We start from the raw sequence: 14,571 nt of genomic DNA, 5'->3' as shown, positions 1-14,571 counted from the left end.
GCTTCGACGTCTCACACGAGCCCGAGCTCCGCGCCTGGAATCGCCGCCAGTAGCTCGCGGGTGTACTCGTGCTGGGGTGCGTCGAAGATCTGCTCGGGTGTACCGCTCTCCACGATCCGCCCCCGCTGCATCACGTGCACCTCGTCGGAGATCATGCGCACCACCGCGAGGTCGTGGCTGATGAAGAGATAGCTCAGGCCCAGCCGCTGCTGGAGGTCGGCGAGCAGGTCGAGGATCTGCGCCTGCACCAGCACGTCCAGCGCCGACACGGCCTCATCGAGCACCACGAGCTCCGGTTCGAGTGCGAGAGCGCGTGCGATCGCCACGCGCTGGCGCTGACCGCCCGACAGCTCGTGCGGCAGCCGTGACGCCATCGCGGCGGGAAGCGCCACGCTGTCCAGCAGCTCGGCGACCCGCGCGCGCCGGGACGCGCTCGTTCCCACCCGGTGCACGGCCATCGGCTCCTCGATGCTCTGCTGCACGGTGTAGCGCGGATCGAGGGAGGCGAAAGGATTCTGGAACACCGGCTGGATCCGCCGCCGCAACGCGAACATCTGGCGGCGTCGCGCGCTGGCGATATCGACACCATCGATCGTGATCGTGCCGCTGGTGACGTCTTCGAGACCCAGCACCATGTTGGCCGTCGTGGACTTGCCCGAACCGGACTCCCCCACGATCGACACCGTGCGACCGCGCGGGATCTCGAAGCTCACCCCATCCACAGCGGTGAAGGTGGTGGGGCCGCCCGCCACCGGGTTGCGCAGCGAGAACACCTTCGTGAGATCCGAGACCACCACGAGCGGCTCGGCGGAGGTCGCTGTCCGTGCCGGCAGTGGTTCGCGGCGGCTGGAGAGGCTCGGAGCCGCCGCGATCAGCTGCTTCGTGTACTCGTGCTGGGGGTTTCGCAGCACCTCCTCGCTCGTGCCAGTCTCCACCACATCACCCCGGAACATCACCACGATGCGATCCGCGCGCTCGGCTGCGAGCGCGAGATCGTGAGTGATGAGGAACACGGCGGTTCCGAGCTCGTCCGTAAGCGTGTCCAGCTGGTCGAGGATGCGCCGCTGCACGGTGACATCGAGCGCGGATGTCGGTTCGTCGGCGATGAGCAGTCGCGGGCGGCAGGCCAGACCCATGGCGATGAGGACGCGCTGGCGCATGCCCCCGGAGAACTCGTGCGGGTACTGGCGCGCACGGTTAGGGGCATCGGGGATGCCGACCATGTCGAGCAGCTCGATGACGCGCTCCGTGGTCTTGTCCCCCTTCGTGAGGCCGTGCACCTCGAGCGCTTCGCCGATCTGATCGCCCACGCGCATCAGCGGGTTGAGGTTGGACATCGGGTCCTGGGGAACGAGGCCGATCCCGGCCCCGCGCAGGCTCACCATCTGGTGCTCGCTGAGCTCGGTGATCTCCCTCCCGTCGAAGCGGACGCTCCCCCCGGTGATCCGGCCGTTCTCCGGCAGCAGACGGTTGATGGCGGCCGCGGTGGTGGACTTTCCCGACCCCGACTCGCCCACGACCGCGACCGTCTCTCCGGCTGCGACGTCGATCGACACGCCCTTCACCGCGGTGACGGTCTCCGACCCGGAGCGGAAGGCGATCGAGAGGTTCTCGATGCGCAGAACGGGTTCTGTGCTCATGATGTGATCTCCCAGGTGAGGTCCGGGACCGCGCGAAGCGCGTCGGTCCAGATGGAGTCGGTGGTACGCGGCTCGGGTGCGAGCAGGCGATTGCTCAGCACCGCCACCGCGGTGTCTGCGCCGGGCAGCACGCCGAACGCGCATCCGGTGAAGCCGGGGTGCCAGATGAGGCGACGGGGCTCACCGCCCAGGCGCACGTCGGCTGCACGCCATCCGAGCGCCTGCCCGTCATCGGGTCCCGCCGTGAAGAACTCGCGGACGACGGGCTCAGCGATGAATTCCCCGCCCATCACGGCGCGCCCGAGTGTGAGCAGATCCTCCACGGTGGTGAAGAGTCCCGCATGCCCGGAGACGCCGCCGAAGGCGTGAGCGGCGTTCCCGTCGTTCACCACACCGCGGATGTCTTCCTCGCGCCAGGTGAATCCGGGGTCGGTGAGCAGCACGGGGTAGGGCTCGCCGGTGCGCACCATGCGCTGCTCGGTGGCATCGCCGTGACCGCTCACGACCGCGCCCGTCACGGGCCCGTATCCGGTGGAGGACAGCCCCAGCGGCTCGGTGACGAGCGTTCGCACGGCTTCGTCCAGAGGCGCAGCGGCGATCGCCGACACGATACGGCCGAGGATCATGAAACCGAGATCCGAGTAGTGACGACCGGTGCCGGGCTCATAGCGCAGGGGCAGGTCGCACACGGTGGCCCAGGGATCGGGAGTGAAGTAGAGGGGCTGCCACTCCCACAGCCCGGCGCGGTGGGTGAGCAGGTCGCGGATGCTCGCCCCGGCTGCGCTGCGGAGTTCAGGAAGGATGCGTCCCGCCGCGACGTCCAGATCGAGCGCACCCTGAGAGACCAGGCACATGAGCGCGGCCGTGGTGGCCGCGACCTTCGTCACCGACGCCACGTCGAACGTCGACGCCGGCGTGACAGTGCCGCCCGTTCCGTCCGTACCACCCGCGGCGATGTCGACGGCACCGGATATGGACGTGCCCACGACCACACCGGTGGGCGGGTTCGTCCCGCCGAGGATCTGCTCGACGGCTGCCATGGCGCTCATTCCGCTCCCTCCGCGATGGCTGCAATGCCCAGACCCGGGCGCGGGCTCAGGATGATGCGGTCTTCGTCGTAGTGCGCGCCGCCCACCACCGGCGATCCGATCAGCCACAGCCCACCGTCCAGGTCGTGGACGCCCTCGGGTGCGCAGGCGGCCGCGACGGCCGCGGACGCGGCGACGCCCACCGCACTCTCCAGCATGCAGCCGACAAGCACCCCCAGACCGGCGTCTCGCGCACGGGACGCGAGACGCAGCGCCGCGGTGGGGCCCCCGCTCTTGGCGAGCTTGAGGTTGACCGCGTCGGCGGCGCCGAGCGTGAGGACGCGGTCCAGATCTTCCTCGGTGCGCACCGCCTCGTCGGCGAGGACGGGGATGCCCACCCCCGCCCGCACCGCGGCCAGGCCCGCGAGGTCCGCGGCCGGCACCGGTTGTTCCACGAGCTCGATCGGCATGCCCGCCGACTCGGCGGCGCGGAGGCGATCGATCGCGTCGTCGACGCTCCAGGCCTGGTTCGCGTCGATGCGGATGCGGACGTCGTCGCCGACGGCGGAACGGACCGCCCGCAGCAGCGGCACCAGATCCGTGGACCGATCCGCCTTCAGCTTGATCGTGCCGAATCCCCGCTCCACGGCGGTGACGGCGGCCGCTTCGGTCTCCTCGATGGAGGCGGCGGACAAGGTCATGTCGGTGCGGACCGCGAGGGTCCCGGCTCCGAGAGCCGCGGGCAACGAGCGGTCGGCGCGCTGCGCGGCGAGGTCGAGCGCGGCGCACTCGACGGCGCTGCGCGCCGCGGCGTTTCCCCATACGGCGCCGGTGATGATCCCCGGCAGGTCCGGGTCTGCGGGATCCCGCATCAGCACCGCTTCGGCGAGCGCCCCGTCGACGACAGCGGTCACGGACTCGGGGCTCTCCCCCGTCACCCGCCAGCTGACGGCCGCCTCACCCCAACCCGACCGCCCGGTGTCGTCGCGTGCTTCGACGAGGGTCACATCGAGGTGATCGGCGCGGCGGACGGCCGTGACGAACGGGCGGGCCAGCCGTAGACGGCGTCGGTGGACGAGGAGTCGGGTGATCATCGGATCACCTTCTCCATCTGCTGTTCCTGGCTGGCGAACTCGGCCTCCACGCGCGTGCGACCGGTGGGGACCCATCCGCGCGAGCGGTAGAAGGCGACCGACGGGGCATTGTCGGCGAACACCCACAGACGCGCACGGTCGAAGCCCTCACCGATGCGCGCCACTGCCGCATCCAGCAGCATCGAGCCGATGCCCGCACCGTGCGCGTCGGGATCGACGTACAGCGAGTGGACGTCAGCGGCCGACCAGCGCGTCACACCGACCACCGATCCATCGCGCACCGCCACCAGGGACGCACCCTCCGCCGCGTCGAGCACACGCCGCCACAGGGCGTCAGCTCGTTCGTCGGTCATCGCCGCGATCGTCTCGTCGGCGATGATCCCGCGATAGCTCTCGCGGAAGCACCGGAGAAACAGCGCGGTGATCTCCGCGTGATCGTCGGCGTCCGCGAGGCGGAGGGAAATGGCGGTCATGCCGATTCCAGGCGCAGGTCGCGCAGCGCGGCGACGGGTGCGGGCAGCTGCAGCGGCCCCGCACCCGGTGTGATCGTTCCCAGCACGCGCGGTTCCCGCGCGCCGGTGCCCCCGGGAACGATCGCGGGGACGGCGTGCATCGTGCACCAGCCGATGAGGGCGAGGAGGATCGCCTCCTTCGCGTCTGCAGGGGCGCCCAGCTCATCCGCCAGCACCACCTCCGTGTCCGGGAGTCCGGCGCGCAGCCCATCGAGGATCACCGGGTTGCGCACTCCCCCGCCGGAGGCGGCGAGATAGCCGACGTTCGCGCGGCGCACGTCATCCACGATCGTGCGTACCGTGAGCTCGGTCAGCGTGGCGATGAGATCGGCGGGGGCCACCTCGCGTCCGAGTGCCGCGACGTGCTGGTGGACGTACGGCAGGTGGAACAGCTCCTTGCCCGTGCTCTTCGGGGCGGGCTGCGCGTAGTACGGCTCGGCGAGGAATGATGCCAGAAGTTCCTCGTCCACGGTGCCCGAGCGCGCGATCGCGCCGTCGGCGTCGAACCCGAGCGGATTCAGGCCGAGATCGGTGACCACGGCGTCGATCAGAGCACCTGCCGGACCGATGTCGTACGCCACGACCGACCCGTCGCGGATGACGGTGACGTTGGAGATGCCGCCCATGTTGAGGGCGGCGGCCGTGCCCCGGCCACGCAGCAGCAGCTCGTCCAGGAAGGAGACGAGCGGAGCGCCATGACCGCCGGCAGTGATGTCGCGAATCCGCACATCCGAGATCACGGCAGCGCCGGTCCGCTCCGCGATCCACGCGGGCTGGCCGATCTGCAGGGTTCCGCGGGCGTGCCCGTCCTCCACCCAGTGGAACACCGTCTGCCCGTGGGAGCAGATCGCGTCGACCTCGCCCGCTGCGGCGATCGAGGCAACAGCGGCGTCCGCGAACGCCTGCCCCACCAGAGTGTCCAGCTCGCACATCTCGGCGAAGGTGGTGGGTCGCGGCGGCAGGGCGTCGATGATGCGCTGGCGCAGCGCCGGCTCGTAGGGGGTCTCGGCGGTGTGCACGACGCGGCCGACGAGATGACCGTCGCTCTCATGGAAATCGACGATCGCGGCGTCGATCCCATCGTGGGAGGTGCCCGAGATCAGTCCGAGAATGCGCATGGTTGCTCCTGTTCCGACGCGGTGTGCCGGGTCTGCGAGAGGGAAGCCGCGGGACGCGCGGCGTGAGGGGATCGATTCATCGCTTGCCGCGGTTGCGCGGATCGAGGCTGTCACGGAGTCCGTCGCCGAGCAGGTTCAACCCCACAACGAGCAGGACAACTACCACGCCCGGGGCGATCATCGTCCACGGTGCCACCATGATCAGCGTGCGCGCCTCGAAGATCATCGATCCGAGCGAGGGGGCGGGCGGCGGCGCGCCGAGTCCGAGGAAGCTCAGCGCCGCTTCGGTGAGCACCGCCCAGGACAGCGACAGCGTCACCTGCACGATGATGATCGACGTGAGGTTGGGGATCACGTGGCGAAACACCGTGGCGATGCTGGACTGACCGGTGCTCTTGGCCGCCTTGACGTATTCCACCTCGCGCAGCGTGAGCACGGGTCCACGCGTCACGCGGATGAAAATCGGCACGTACACGATGGCGATCGCCACCGCGATGGTGAACCAGTTGCGCTCGAACACCGACGCGAGGGCGAGGGCGAGCAGCAGCGGCGGGAAGGCGAAGAGGATGTTGGTGATGGCCGTCACGACACCGTCGGAGATGCCGCGATAGAAGCCGGCGAACACCCCGGCGAGCGTGCCGACCACGGTGGCGAACGCCACAGCCACCACGGCGATGAGACCGGAGTTTGCGACACCGGCGGCGACGCGCACGAAGACGTCGCGCCCGAACTGGTCGGTACCGAACCAGTGCGCGCCGCTGGGCGGCTGCAGGCGCGAGGGCGGATCCTGCGCAAGCGGGTCGTACGGCAGCCAGCCGAACGCGGAGGCGAGGCTGAGCAGGGTGAGAAGGATGACGAGGATCATGCCGATGAGACCCGAGCGGCTGCGCAGCAGGAGCCGGACGCGTTCGCCGAGCTGGCCGCCTCCGGGGGCGATCGCGGTGGTGGAGATGTCGCTCATGATGCACGCACCCGGGGGTCGATGATCCGGTAGAGGAGGTCGGTCAGCAGATTCACGATGACGAAGGACAGCGCGATGATCAGCACCGTCGACTGCACCAGCGCATACTCCTTCTGCTGGATGCCCAGCAGCACCTGGCGGCCGATGCCGGGAAGCGAGAAGATCTGCTCCACGACGACCGCACCGCCGAGCAGGTAGCCGAACTGGAGGCCGGTCATCGTCACGATCGGCACCAGCGCGTTGCCGAGGACGTGGGTGAACTGGAGGCGGCGCGCGGGAACGCCCTTGGCACGCGCTGTGCGGATGAAGTCGTTGGAGCGGACTTCGAGCACCGCCGTGCGTGTGGTGCGCATGATCGGTGCGGCGATACCGAAGGCCAGCACGAACGCGGGCATCAGCATCTGCTGCAGGTTCAGCCCCGGGTTCACCCACAGCGGGGCGTATCCCTGGCCGTTCGGGTTGTAGCCGAACGAGGCCGCGAAGACCGCGAGCAGTGCGGTGCCGAGGAGGAAGGCGGGAATGGAGAGGCCGGCCAGACCCACGACCTGTCCCACCGCATCGCGCGGGGAATCGGGCTTGGAGGCCGACAGCATGCCGAGCGGGATGCCGATCACCAGCGCGAGCACGATCGACAGGATCGCCAGCTCGATCGTGACGGGGAGCGAAGCCGCGGTGAGTTCGGCCACGCTCGTCTGTGCCCGCGAAGAGAAGCCGAGGTTTCCGACGAAGATGTTCCCGAGCCAGGAGAAGAACTGCACGATCAGCGGCTTGTCGATGCCGTAGTAGGCCTCCAGCGCCTGCCTTTGCTCCGGCGTCAGCGAGGCTCCCTCTGTGCCCAGGCTCGCGGTGATCTGGTCACCGGGAATGGCGCGCAGCATCACGAACACGAAGACGGCCACGCCGAACAGCGTGCCGATCGCGGCGAGGATTTTCCGCAGCCAGACGTTGCGGAGGATCGATCTCAGCATGGATCAGCTCCCGTGGGGTTCATGCGAACGTGGGGGGCGGGCGCGATGCCCGCCCCGCACGACGTCGGATCAGTTCAGGCCGGTGGTGCGCAGCGACTGCAGCGAGCCGTTGGCCATCGGGGTGAAGCCGGTCACGTTCGACGTGGTCGCGGTGTAGGTGTAGCTCGTGAACATCCAGATCCACGCCGCGTTGTTCTCGAGCTCGTCGGAGACCTGCGCGTAGATCTTCTTGCGCTCGGCGGGGTCGCTCGTGGCCTTGCCGTCGGCGAACAGCTTGTCCAGCTCGGGCGAGCTGTAGCCGGCCACCTGGTTCAGGTTGCCCGTGCTGGTGAAGTAGCGCGAGTACATGCCGTCCGGGTCCGGGCGACCGCCGTTGAGGGCGACCGCCGCGTCGAAGTCGCCGGCCTTCCAGCGCTCGACATACGCACCGGACTCCAGGACATCGAGCTTCAGCGTGATGCCGGCGTCGGCCAGCTGCGACTTCAGGTTCTGCGCCTCGTTGACCGACGTAGCGTACTCGCCCTGCGACACGATGGTGGTCAGCTCGACGCCGCCGGACTTGCCAGCCTTCGCCAAGTATTCCTTGGCCTTGTTCAGGTCGCGCGTGGGGCAGGGCCGCGCCTCCGGGTCGGAGCGGTACGCCGGCGACGTGATGGGGCCGGTCACTTCGCCCTCACCGAGTGCCGCGGTGTCCAGCACCTGCTGGCGGTCGACGGCGCACTGGATCGCGAGGCGGACGTTGACGTCGGAGACGGCGTCCTTGTGCGCGTTGAGCTGGAGTGCGTGGTAGCTCAGCTGCGGGGTCTTCTCCACCGTGATGCTGCCGGTCTCGGCGGTCTGTGCCACCAGCGGGTCGTTGAACACGGCGAACTGGACGTTGCCGGACTGCATCGCAGAGACGATCGAGGACTCGTCGGGGATCACGCGGAACTCCACCGAGTCGAGCACAGCCTTGTCGCCCCAGTACGCCTCGTTTCGCTTGAGCGTGATGGACTGGCTCGGCGTACGGCTGTCGAAGCTGAACGCGCCGGTGCCGTTGGGCTTGGTCTCCAGGGAGGACTCGGCGTCATCGCTGGAGAGCATCGCCATGTTGACCACGGCGAGGTTCGCGAAGAGGGCGGCATCCGGCGACTTCATCGTGAGCACGACCGTGCTCGCGTCCGGCGCCTCGACGGCGGCGACCGATGCCAGCGAGGCTGCGGAGACGGCGGCGGTGTCGGGGTTCATGATGGCCTCGAGCGAGTGCTTCACGTCAGCGGAATCGAACGCGCTGCCGTCGGCGAAGGTGACACCGCTGCGCAGCGTGAACGTGACGGTGAGGCCGTCCTCGGAGACGTCCCACTTCTCCGCGAGGCCCGGCACCACGTTGAGGTCGGCGTCGAACTCGGTGAGGGTGCCGTAGAGGTTCTGCAGGACGTTGACGGCCTGGAACTGGGTGGCCTTCCACGGGTCCAGCGTGTCGGGGTCACTGGTGACACCGATCACGAGCGCTCCCCCCGCTGCGGCGCTGCCGCTGTCCTCGGGCGCCGAGCTCGGCGAGGTGCCACCGCCACCGGAGGTGCAACCGGTGACGATCAGTGCCAGCGCGGCCGCCAGGCCGGTCGTGGCGAGGGTGACGCGCATCCGGCGCGATCCTGCGTTCATGAGGACTCCTCTTCAGATGCCTCGTCTGGCGATGAGTGCTGTGCCGCCGGGAGAGCATCGGTGATCTCGATTGGCACAAAAGTACACCAGAACGTTCCCAGATGAAACTTTTTTCCATTCACGGTAGTGTCATGCCGGAAAGAGGAGTTCCGATGAGCCCAACGACCGCCCGCGACGATGCGAGCGCGACCACCGTCCTCGTCCGCATCCGGGCGATGATGCCCGAACTTCGCCCCACGGAGAAACGGATCGCCGACTTCTTCCTGAGCGATCCGCTCACGGCGGCAGAGACCTCGGTCGGCCTGATCGCCACCGCCTGTGACACCTCCACGACCTCGGTGATGCGCTTCGTGCAGCGCCTCGGCTACGCGCACATGAAGCAGCTGCGGGCAGATGTGCTCGCCGCCAGCGTGAGCGAGCGGCTGGTAGCGGAGAGGCTGACCGAGGCGCGTGGCGACATCGAACGCGACGACAGCATGGACGACATCGTCGCGAAGGTCTCGCTGGCCGAGACCCTCTCGATCGCGGACACGGCGCGCACTCTCGACACCACGGAGCTGGCGCGCGCCGTGGAGATCGTCGCGCGCGCCGCGCGTGTGGACATCTTCGGAATCGGTGCGAGCGCCTTCATCGGCCTCGACCTGCAGCAGAAGCTCAATCGCATCGGCCGCACGGCGCTGTCGTGGAACGACGCACACGCCGCGTGGACGTCAGCGGCGACCTATGGCCCGTCCAGCGTTGCGATCGCGGTGTCCCACTCCGGCAACACCAGCGACACGGTCGAGTATCTGGCGCTCGCCCGCGCCCGTGGCGCCGTCACCATCGCGATCACCAATCATGCCGGCTCCCTCCTCGCCCAGCAGGCGGACATCGTCCTCACCACGGCGGCGCGTGAGACGGGGTTCCGCTCCGGTGCTCTGGGCAGTCGCATCGCTCAGCTGATGGTCGTCGACTGTCTCTTCATCGGTGTCGCGAGCTCCGACTACGACGCCTCGATGAGTGCGCTGCACTCCACCTACGACGCCATTCAGCGCATGCGCAGCCGCTGACGTGAACGCCCGTACCGCGGTCTATCTCTCCTTCGCCGGGCTCGGCATCACGACGGCCACCTTTCCCGCCCTCATTCCGGCCCGGGCCGCCTCTGACGGCGACCTGGTGCTGCTCGCGGCACCGATGCTCTTCCTGGGTCTGCTGATCGGCGTGCTCGTCACCACCGCGGTCGGCGCGCGCATGCGCCCGACGGCGATGGCGGCCATCGGCTCCGTCGTGCAGGCGACGGCGCTCATCGCGGTGCCGATCACACCCGGCCCCATCGGGTTCGTCGCCGCGGCCGCGATCGGCGGTCTCGGCTTCGGCATCTCCGAGGCCGCGGGCAACCTCGTGGCGCGCGCCGCGGCGCAGACCACGGGAACGGCCGGGCTCCTTGCCCGCCTCACCGGCGTGGTGGCGATCGTGGCGGCCACGGTTCCGCTGCTCTTCGCCGTGGCGCACGCGGAGCCGTGGCGGATCTCGCTGATCGGCGTCCTGGCGGCGGCCCACACTCTCACCGCGGTGCTGCTGTGGCGCTCGGTGCTGCCCGATGCGCGTCCCATCCTCGCCGCCGGGCGCCTCTCCCACCGCGGCACCCTCGTGATCGTCGCCATCGCTCTCGCCCTGTTCGTGGGCGTGGAGAGCGTTTTCGCAGGCTGGTCGGCGGTGTTCGGCGAGCGGCTGGGCGGCCTGGCGCCCACCACCGCGTCGATCGCGACGACCGCGTACTGGGGTGTGGTCGCCGCAGGTCGCTTCGGTTTCGCCGCACTGGTGCACCGCGGGCATCCGCCGCGGCGCACCTTCATCATCGGCATGGCCGCCGCGACGGTGCTGCTCGGCGTCGCGGCCCTGCTTCGCGACGTAGCCCCGCTCGCGGCTCTCGTGTGCATCGCCGTCGTCGTCGCGACTGTCGCCACCGGGTACGCGGCACTCGTCGGGATCGGACTGGACACGGTCACCGATGCCCAGGCCCCTCGCGTGGTGGGAGTCCTGGTGGCGTGCGGGGCCATCGGCGGAACCCTCATCCCGGCCGTACTGCTCGTGGGCACGGGGGATCCCACGGCCGTGGCGACGCTGCTGATCTGTTCCGCACTCAGCGCGACCGTCGCCATCGCGGCCGCGGTGGCGTCCCACCGGCTGCATCGCGGTTCCTGAACACCGTACGCCGCAGCCGCACAGAGCACACCGGCTCCCCTCAAAGAGCGGGAGCCGGCGCAGTGGACGAGTCGTCAGGCGACGGTGAAGACCACCTCGACCTCGACGGGTGCGTCGAGCGGCAGCACAGGAACACCCACGGCGGAGCGGGCGTGCACGCCAGCATCGCCGAAGATCTCGCCGAACACGACCGAGGCTCCGTTGATGACCCCCGGCTGCCCGGTGAACTCCGGCACGGAGGCGACGAAGCCGGTGAGCTTGAGGACGCCCGTGATGTTGTCGACACCATCCACGATCGCGGCGGCCGCAGCGAGGGCGTTCAACGCGGACTGACGCGCGTACGACTGGGCGTCGGACGCCGGAACCAGCCCGTGCCCCTCCCCTACCTTGCCGGTGGCGGGAAGCGCGCCCGAGACCATGGGAAGCTGGCCCGACGTGTAGACGAGATCGCCGTGACGAACCGCCGGGACATAGGCGGCGACGGGGGCTGCGACCGGGGGCAGCTCGATGCCGAGCTCGGCGAGGCGTGCGGAAACGGTCATGCTCACTCCTGGAACTGCTGGGCGGCCTGCGCGGCGGAGGCGAGGCCGGTGTTGGCGGGTGCCGCGTCGGTGACGGGGCGCTTGAAGTAGCCGACGAGACCACCCTCGGGCCCGGTCACCACCTGCACCAGCTCCCAGCCCTGCTTGCCCCAGTTGTTGAGGATGGCTGCGGTGTTGTGGATGAGCAGCGGCGTCGTCAGGTATTCCCACGTGGTCATTGAAAGCTCCGAATGCGGCGAACGAGAGGCCGTCCTCACAGGGAGCGGCATTAGCATCTAGCCTATGCCTCGAACCAAACGCACGGCCAGCGGCGTCGTCGGCGGCCTTCTCGGCCTCGTCGGCCTCAGTGCCATCGCCGGTGTTCTCGTCACCGCGACCGTCACGCCCGCCATCGCCGTCGGCGGCACCGCGGCCAAGGGTGCCATCTCGATGTTCAACGAGCTGCCCCCCATGCTGCAGATCGACACCGCGATGCTGCCGTCCACGTTCTACGCCAAGGATCCCGCCAGCGGGCAGTACGTGGAGATGGCGAAGTTCTACGAACAGAACCGCGACCCCGTGACGCTGGATCAGGTCGCGCCCGTGATGATCGATGCGCTGCTGTCCAGCGAGGACAACCGCTACTTCGCCCATGGCGGCGTCGACCTCACCGGCACCACCCGCGCCGTGATCTCCACGCTGCTCAAGCAGGGAACGTCGGGCGGCTCGTCCATCACGCAGCAGTACGTGAAGAACGTGCTGCTGCAGCAGTGTGAGCGAGAGACCGCCCCCGGCGACACAGAAGCTCTGGGCGCGTGCTGGGACGACTACGCCGGCCAGGAAGGCCTGGACGGCATCGAGCGCAAGCTCCGCGAGATGCGCTACGCGATCACGCTGGAGCAGCAGTACAGCAAGGAGGAGATCCTCCTCGGCTACCTCAACATCGCCTCCTGGGGTGGGCTGACGTACGGCATCGAGGCCGCCGCCCAGCGCTACTTCAGCGTCTCCGCGGCGAACCTCAACCTGAACCAGGCGGCGACCCTCGCCGGCATGGTCCAATCGCCCAACAACTACCGGCTGGATCAGCCCGAGAACGAGGTCAACGGCGCCGCCGATGGCTACTCCGTCACCAAAGAGCGCCGTGACAGCGTCCTCGGCCGCATGATCCACGACGGCAAGATCACCCAGGAAGAATACGATGCGGCCCTGGCCGCGCCGATCGAGCCGGTGATCCAGGAACTGAAGAAGGGTTGTGCCACTGCCGCCGGTGCCGAGTACTTCTGCACCCTGGTGCAGGAGAGCATCCTCTCCGACCCCGCTTTCGGCGCCGAGCAGGAGGACCGGGAACTCCTCCTCAACCGCGGTGGGCTGAAGGTCTACACGACGCTGGACTGGAACCTGCAGACGCGTGCGAACGACGCGATGCACTCCCTGGTCCCGGCCTACATGGACACGATTCAGGTGGGATCGTCCGGCCTGAACATCGAGGCGTCGACCGGCCGTGTGCTGAGCCTCACGCAGAACACGAACTACGATCCCGAGGGCGCCGCGCCCGGAACCTCTCCACAGGTGTGGGCGGGCGATTATCGCTGGGGTGACTCCAGCATCGGTTTCTCCGTCGGTTCAACCTTCAAGGTGTTCACGCTGATCGACTGGCTCGAGAAGGGCAAGTCGCTCAACGAGCAGCTCGACGGCCGCTACCGGAAGAACTTCACCTCCCACTGCGGCGATGACACCATCACCGGCACCTCCGAGAACTTCGCGAGCAACCCCGGATACCGTGGCACACCCCTCAAGTTCACGAGGGACTCCCTCAACTCCGGCTTCTTCGCCATGGCGGAGCAGCTGGACGTGTGCGAAATCATCGACGTCGCCAAGCGCTTCGGCGCCGTTTTCGGTGACCCGGCCCGCGACTTCGACAAGGTGCTGTTCACCCTGCTCGGCTCCGGCAACGTCTCGCCGCTCGGCATGGGCGGGGCCTACGCCGCACTGGCCAACGGAGGCGTCTACCACAAGCCGCGCCTCATCGACAGCGTTCAGAACGCTGACGGTTCGGAGATCGACCTCGGCATCAACCCCGACGGAACGCGGGTCACGACGCCGGAAGTCGCCGCGACCGCGCTCTTCGCGCTGCGAGGTGTCATGGAAGGCGGCACGGGAGACCGAGGCAACCCCTACGACGGCACGATGGTGGGTGGAAAGACGGGAACACACGAGTCCCAGCAGACGTGGCTGATCCAGACCAGCTCCCGTGTGACCAGCGTCGCCTGGGTGGGTCAGTACAACGGGGATGTCCCCGTCGAGCACACCTGGGTCGATCAGGCCGGCATGATGCTCAACGACATCCGCTATTACCTCGGCCGCGACCTGCAGGCCGCCGCGGATCAGTTCTACCCCGCCCCGGACTTCCCGGCACCGGATCAGAACCTCATCCGCGTCGTCCTCAAGGACCTCCCCAACGTCGTCGGCATGACCGTCGATCAGGCAACGAAGGTCCTGGAGGATGCGGGATTCCAGGTCTCGGTCGGTACCCCGGTCGACGCCGATGAGGCGGCCGGCACGATCACCGCGCAGGACCCGGGGGCGGGCAGGGCTGCAGGCGGCACGCTCGTGACCATCACCCCGAGCACCGGCAAGGGCAAGCCCGACAACACGAAGGGCAACGTCACGATCCCGGATGTGACCGGACAGTCGTTCCAGAAGGCGATCCAGGCGCTGCAAGGGGCCGGGTTCACCGACCTCGCGCAGACCTGCACGAGCGATCCCAACGCCCCGGGGGGCGGAACGGTGACCAGCACGAGCCCCGCCGCCAATACGAAGGCGAAGCCGGATACCCAGGTGGTCATCATCTACTCCGCGAAGAACTGCAACGGATGACCATGACAAGGAGCACCGCTCACT

The 14,571-nt window shown here is 68.7% G+C and carries 13 protein-coding genes; 3 read left to right on the top strand and 10 right to left on the bottom strand.

What is annotated here, in order from left to right; genetic code table 11:
* Positions 1–11 precede the first annotated feature (11 nt).
* The 8 genes from LQ566_RS11570 to LQ566_RS11535 all read right to left on the bottom strand — a co-directional run bounded on the left by LQ566_RS11570 (position 12) and on the right by LQ566_RS11535 (position 8,965).
* Positions 12–1,640 (bottom strand): ABC transporter ATP-binding protein, encoded by a 1,629-nt coding sequence (locus LQ566_RS11570; RefSeq protein ID WP_231091854.1) that lies wholly within the window; start codon positions 1,638–1,640, stop codon positions 12–14.
* A complete protein-coding gene (locus LQ566_RS11565) occupies positions 1,637–2,689 on the bottom strand; it encodes a serine hydrolase domain-containing protein (protein WP_231091853.1) in 1,053 nt (350 codons plus the stop codon). The genes LQ566_RS11570 and LQ566_RS11565 overlap by 4 nt, the downstream gene beginning before the upstream one ends.
* Positions 2,686–3,762 (bottom strand): mandelate racemase/muconate lactonizing enzyme family protein, encoded by a 1,077-nt coding sequence (locus LQ566_RS11560; RefSeq protein ID WP_231091852.1) that lies wholly within the window; start codon positions 3,760–3,762, stop codon positions 2,686–2,688. Before LQ566_RS11560 ends, LQ566_RS11565 begins: the two co-directional genes overlap by 4 nt.
* A complete protein-coding gene (locus LQ566_RS11555) occupies positions 3,759–4,235 on the bottom strand; it encodes a GNAT family N-acetyltransferase (RefSeq protein WP_231091851.1) in 477 nt (158 codons plus the stop codon). The genes LQ566_RS11560 and LQ566_RS11555 overlap by 4 nt, the downstream gene beginning before the upstream one ends.
* The gene (locus tag LQ566_RS11550) at positions 4,232–5,392 is read right to left on the bottom strand and encodes an anhydro-N-acetylmuramic acid kinase (RefSeq protein WP_231091850.1); all 1,161 of its coding nucleotides are present in this window, start codon (positions 5,390–5,392) and stop codon (positions 4,232–4,234) included. The genes LQ566_RS11555 and LQ566_RS11550 overlap by 4 nt, the downstream gene beginning before the upstream one ends.
* A 76-nt stretch (positions 5,393–5,468) precedes the next feature.
* On the bottom strand, positions 5,469–6,353 hold the full coding sequence (locus LQ566_RS11545; protein ID WP_231091849.1) for an ABC transporter permease: 885 nt from the start codon (positions 6,351–6,353) through the stop codon (positions 5,469–5,471).
* Positions 6,350–7,321 carry an ABC transporter permease gene (locus LQ566_RS11540; RefSeq protein ID WP_231091848.1) on the bottom strand — a complete coding sequence of 324 codons (972 nt, stop codon included), beginning with the start codon at positions 7,319–7,321 and terminating at the stop codon, positions 6,350–6,352. Before LQ566_RS11540 ends, LQ566_RS11545 begins: the two co-directional genes overlap by 4 nt.
* Before the next feature lie 69 nt (positions 7,322–7,390).
* The gene (locus tag LQ566_RS11535; protein WP_231091847.1) at positions 7,391–8,965 is read right to left on the bottom strand and encodes an ABC transporter substrate-binding protein; all 1,575 of its coding nucleotides are present in this window, start codon (positions 8,963–8,965) and stop codon (positions 7,391–7,393) included.
* A gap of 152 nt (positions 8,966–9,117) precedes the next feature.
* Between LQ566_RS11535 and LQ566_RS11530 the strand changes: the two genes are divergently transcribed.
* Positions 9,118–10,014, top strand: coding sequence for a MurR/RpiR family transcriptional regulator (locus LQ566_RS11530; RefSeq protein ID WP_231091846.1), 897 nt, complete (start codon positions 9,118–9,120; stop codon positions 10,012–10,014).
* Between the two features lies 1 nt (position 10,015).
* Positions 10,016–11,149: an MFS transporter gene (locus LQ566_RS11525; RefSeq protein ID WP_231091845.1), complete on the top strand. Its 1,134-nt coding sequence runs from the start codon at positions 10,016–10,018 to the stop codon at positions 11,147–11,149.
* 74 nt (positions 11,150–11,223) lie between these two features.
* Here the strand turns inward: LQ566_RS11525 and LQ566_RS11520 are convergent, their stop codons facing one another.
* Both LQ566_RS11520 and sp36 read right to left on the bottom strand, forming a co-directional pair.
* Positions 11,224–11,691 carry a RidA family protein gene (locus tag LQ566_RS11520; RefSeq protein ID WP_231091844.1) on the bottom strand — a complete coding sequence of 156 codons (468 nt, stop codon included), beginning with the start codon at positions 11,689–11,691 and terminating at the stop codon, positions 11,224–11,226.
* Between the two features lie 2 nt (positions 11,692–11,693).
* Positions 11,694–11,909 (bottom strand): Sp36 family protein, encoded by a 216-nt coding sequence (gene sp36, locus LQ566_RS11515; RefSeq protein WP_231091843.1) that lies wholly within the window; start codon positions 11,907–11,909, stop codon positions 11,694–11,696.
* A gap of 64 nt (positions 11,910–11,973) precedes the next feature.
* Between sp36 and LQ566_RS11510 the strand changes: the two genes are divergently transcribed.
* Positions 11,974–14,547, top strand: a complete 2,574-nt coding sequence (locus tag LQ566_RS11510; protein ID WP_231091842.1) for a transglycosylase domain-containing protein — start codon at positions 11,974–11,976, stop codon at positions 14,545–14,547.
* Positions 14,548–14,571 lie beyond the last annotated feature (24 nt).

The sequence above is a fragment of the Microbacterium nymphoidis genome (assembly GCF_021044885.1).
In the GTDB taxonomy this organism is placed as follows: domain Bacteria; phylum Actinomycetota; class Actinomycetes; order Actinomycetales; family Microbacteriaceae; genus Microbacterium; species Microbacterium nymphoidis.
The sequence above is the reverse complement of the archived record's forward strand: the minus strand, read 5'-3'. Positions and strand labels throughout refer to the sequence as shown.